Genomic DNA, 3,057 nt, shown 5'->3' with positions numbered 1-3,057 from the left:
GGGCGCACGGGGGATGCCTAGGCTCTCAGAGGCGACGAAGGACGTGATAAGCTGCGATAAGCGTGGGGGAGGGGCACATACCCGTTATATCCCACGATTTCCGAATGGGGCAACCCACCCAAGTGAAGCTTGGGTACTCGGGCCGCAAGGCCGAGGGCAAACCCGGGGAACTGAAACATCTAAGTACCCGGAGGAACAGAAAATAACACATGATTCCCCAAGTAGTGGCGAGCGAACGGGGAGGAGCCCAAACCGGGTTGGTTACGGCCAGCCCGGGGTTGTAGGGCCACGACGTAGGACCGCTAGCAGGTAGTCGAAGCAGGTGGGAAACTGCGCCAGAGACGGTGAGAGCCCGGTAGACGACATTTGCTGGGGCCTTAGTGGAACCCTGAGTAAGGCGGGGCCAGTGAAACCCCGTCTGAATCCGCCGGTACCATCCGGCAAGGCTACATACTCCTGAGAGACCGATAGTGAACCAGTACCGTGAGGGAAAGGTGAAAAGAACCCTGGATAAGGGAGTGAAAAGAACCTGAAACCGTGCGCTTACAAGCGGTCGGAGCCCCTGTTGTGGGGTGACGGCGTGCCTTTTGCATAATGAGCCTACGAGTTACTCCTCTCTGGCAAGGTTAAGTGTCTGAAGACACGGAGCCGCAGCGAAAGCGAGTCTGAACAGGGCGCAGAGTCAGAGGGGGTAGACGCGAAACTTTGTGATCTACCCATGAGCAGGATGAAGGTGCGGTAACACGCACTGGAGGTCCGAACCAGTTTCCGTTGAAAAGGATTTGGATGACTTGTGGGTAGGGGTGAAAGGCCAATCAAACTGAGAAATAGCTCGTACTCCCCGAAATGTATTGAGGTACAGCGTCGCGGTTGGAGTCAAGTGGAGGTAGAGCTACCGATTGGACTAGGGGGTGTCACAGCCTACCGAATCCAGACGAACTCCGAATGCCATCTTGATATACGCGGCAGTGAGGCGCGGGGTGCTAAGGTCCCGCGCCGAGAGGGAAAGAACCCAGACCATCCGCTAAGGTCCCTAAATCCGGGCTAAGTTGAACAAAGGAGGTCCAGTTGCCTTGACAGCCAGGATGTTGGCTTGGAAGCAGCCATTCATTTAAAGAGTGCGTAACAGCTCACTGGTCGAGCGACAGGGCATCGATAATACGCGGGCATCAAGTCCGGTACCGAAGCGATGGGTTGTCTTTTAGACAGCGGTAGGGGAGCATTCCAGCAGCGGTGAAGCCACGACCGGGAGGCGTGGTGGAGCGGCTGGAAAAGCAAATGTAGGCATGAGTAACGATAATGGGGGTGCGAAACCCCCACGCCGATAGACTAAGGTTTCCTGCTCAACGCTAATCGGAGCAGGGTTAGTCGGGACCTAAGGCTAAGCGGAAGCGCGAAGACCGATGGCCAGCTGGTTGATATTCCAGCACTTGCTTAATTGAGTGATGCGGTGACGGAGAAGTGAAAGGCACGCGGGCGGACGGAAGTGCCCGTTGAAGGCCGTAGGTATTGCTGGGGTAGTTAAGCACGCCCCGGTAGCTGAAAGCTGATAGTAGCCGAAACCCTTCGGGGTGCCGGCATAGTTGCCCTAATCAGACTCCCAAGAAAACCCGCTAAGCGTTTACGATTAAGCGACCCGTACCGCAAACCGACACAGGTAGTCAAGGAGAGCATCCTGAGGCGCTCGAGTGAATCACGGCCAAGGAACTCGGCAAAATGGTCCTGTAACTTCGGGAGAAGGGACGCTTCCTTGCAGCAATGCAAGAAGCCGCAGTGAAAAGGCCCAGGCGACTGTTTAACAAAAACACATGGCTTTGCGAACTCGCAAGAGGAAGTATAAGGCCTGACACCTGCCCGGTGCCGGAAGGTTAAGAGGGGAACTTAGGGGCAACCCGAAGGTTTGAATCGAAGCCCCGGTAAACGGCGGCCGTAACTATAACGGTCCTAAGGTAGCGAAATTCCTTGTCGGGTAAGTTCCGACCTGCACGAATGGTGTAACGATCTGGGCGCTGTCTCAGCCGTGAGCTCGGTGAAATTGTAGTCTCGGTGAAGATGCCGAGTACCCGCCACGGGACGGAAAGACCCCGTGCACCTTTACTATAGCTTGACATTGACTCTGGGCACCGCATGTGTAGCATAGGTGGGAGGCGTTGAGCCGGGGCCGCTAGGTCTCGGGGAGCCGACGTTGAAATACCACCCTTGCGTTGCTTGGAGCCTAATCTCGAACAACGGGAAACAGTGTCTGGTGGGTAGTTTGACTGGGGTGGTCGCCTCCAAAAGTGTATCGGAGGCTTTCAAAGGTCCGCTCAATCCGCTTGGTAACCGGATGCAGAGCGCAATAGCAGAAGCGGGCTTGACTGTGAGGCTGACACGCCGAGCAGGGTCGAAAGACGGATATAGTGATCCGGTGGTTCCGCATGGAAGGGCCATCGCTCAAAGGATAAAAGGTACGCCGGGGATAACAGGCTGATCTCCCCCAAGAGCTCATATCGACGGGGAGGTTTGGCACCTCGATGTCGGCTCGTCACGTCCTGGGGCTGGAGAAGGTCCCAAGGGTTCGGCTGTTCGCCGATTAAAGTGGCACGCGAGCTGGGTTCAGAACGTCGTGAGACAGTTCGGTCCCTATCTGTGGCGGGCGTTGGAATGTTGCGAGGACCTGACCTTAGTACGAGAGGACCGGGTTGGACCAGCCGCTGGTGTACCAGTTGTGCCGCCAGGTGCAGCGCTGGGTAGCTACGCTGGGTCGAGATAAGCGCTGAAAGCATCTAAGTGCGAAACTCACCTCCAGATGAGCATTCCGTCAATAAGGTCCGTGAGAGATCATCACGTCGATAGGCCGCAGGTCTTAAAGCAGAAATGCCCAGCCGAGCGGTACTAATGAACCGAACGCTTCCGAAGCAACCGCTCTTGTAACCCTCTTCCTTGTTTGCTGGCCGTGCGTCAACGCCTTCACGGGTCTCGGTTGGAGACTCCGTCCTGATAATGGTGGCTTTAGCCCGGGTGTTCACCTCTTCCCATTCCGAACAGAGTCGTTAAGCCCCGGAGCGCCCATGGTAC

The 3,057-nt window shown here is 56.3% G+C and carries 2 rRNA genes; both read left to right on the top strand.

Annotated features, from left to right (window positions below):
- Positions 1 to 2,899: ribosomal RNA gene (locus tag ACYVKQ_RS23175) — 23S ribosomal RNA — on the top strand; the annotation flags it as partial.
- A gap of 82 nt (positions 2,900 to 2,981) precedes the next feature.
- Positions 2,982 to 3,057: ribosomal RNA gene (gene rrf / locus ACYVKQ_RS23170) — 5S ribosomal RNA — on the top strand; the annotation flags it as partial.

The sequence above is a fragment of the Hymenobacter coalescens genome (assembly GCF_054783195.1).
The sequence above is the reverse complement of the archived record's forward strand: the minus strand, read 5'-3'. Positions and strand labels throughout refer to the sequence as shown.